This window comes from Streptococcus oralis (genome assembly GCF_023109195.1).
GTDB lineage: Bacteria > Bacillota > Bacilli > Lactobacillales > Streptococcaceae > Streptococcus > Streptococcus oralis_BV.
In genome coordinates, this window is the sequence record NZ_JALDUB010000013.1 from 1 (window position 1) to 1,089 (window position 1,089).

A 1,089-nucleotide genomic window follows, 5' to 3' on the forward strand; every position below is an offset into this window, starting at 1 on the left:
ATCAAAAAATTTCATAGATAAGTCCTATATATAATCATGATAAAGTAGTAAAAATAGTTGTTATCCTAGTTGATTAAAAAAGTCTTTGATTTCCTCATCTTTTATAAAATAATATATAATTTTCCCCTCTCTTCTAGTATCCAATATGTTTTGATTGGCTAGTTTACGAAGATGGTGGGAGGCAGATGCCATACTGAGATTTAGTAAACAGGCTATATCACAGACACAGAGTTCCTCAACAGCAAGGAGATAAAAGATGATATTTATCTGTTTATTATCGGTAAACTTTGATAAAATACGAAGTGATTTTTGGACTTTTTCCTTTTCAAGGTAGTTCGTTGCGGTTGTAACATTTTGCTGATTTATAATATTCACTTGGCAGATACTATCTTTTTTCATAATTTTTTCTCCTAGCCGAACACAGTCCTTAGCATGTTAAAGCTGTTGTTTTCAATCAGGATATACATCCCCAGTCCTAAATAAACAACGGCAATAAACCATCTGCTATATTTTTCCAAAGTTTCTCCAACAGAAGGGACTTGTGCCAATTTTTGGGCAGAAAAAACCAAGAGATAAATCATGACTAGAAAGGTAAGTAAAGCCACTATCAAATTCGCTAAATTTAAGGTAATAAAATATGGGACAAAAACACCAATATTGTCAGCACCACAACTTGCAAAAGTAATCATAGCGACTAGAAAAATCAGGTTTTTATTATCTTTGCGCAAACCATCTTTTGCAATAGCTTCTCCATCAGAATCTCCTAAAAGCAAAACTTTGAGTCCTAGGAAAATTGGAATCAAACCGAGCAAACCTAAAATCTCTTTACTAGGAATATAATTTAAGACAAATGCAAAAAGTAAACTTAGCAATATTAGACTAACAGAGCCTAGAAATTGTCCTAAATAGATGTTAATGATGTCTTTTCTGCTTTTTCTTTTGGCAAAAAATAACATTAGGATAATAAGTAAGTCTACGGCTGTCCCAGAATACAGGATTATTGAAGTAACAACATTTTGAACCATAAAGCACCTCATTCAAATATATTTTTGAATGTATTTTAACATTAAACTTTGTAGATGTCAACTT

Annotated in this window: 2 protein-coding genes; both read right to left on the bottom strand. The window is 31.7% G+C overall.

Annotation, left to right across the window (positions count from 1 at the left end; genetic code table 11):
• Positions 1-60: 60 nt before the first annotated feature.
• Positions 61-399, bottom strand: coding sequence for a Cd(II)/Zn(II)-sensing metalloregulatory transcriptional regulator CadX (cadX, locus tag M1F65_RS09955; protein WP_000711083.1), 339 nt, complete (start codon positions 397-399; stop codon positions 61-63).
• Between the two features lie 11 nt (positions 400-410).
• Positions 411-1,025, bottom strand: coding sequence for a CadD family cadmium resistance transporter (locus M1F65_RS09960; protein WP_000250556.1), 615 nt, complete (start codon positions 1,023-1,025; stop codon positions 411-413).
• Positions 1,026-1,089: the final 64 nt, after the last annotated feature.

Coding starts and splice junctions, on each gene's coding strand:
- M1F65_RS09960 (WP_000250556.1), bottom strand. CDS start 1,025: ATGGTTCAAAATGTTGTTACTTCAATAATCCTGTATTCTGGGACAGCC.
- cadX (WP_000711083.1), bottom strand. CDS start 399: ATGAAAAAAGATAGTATCTGCCAAGTGAATATTATAAATCAGCAAAAT.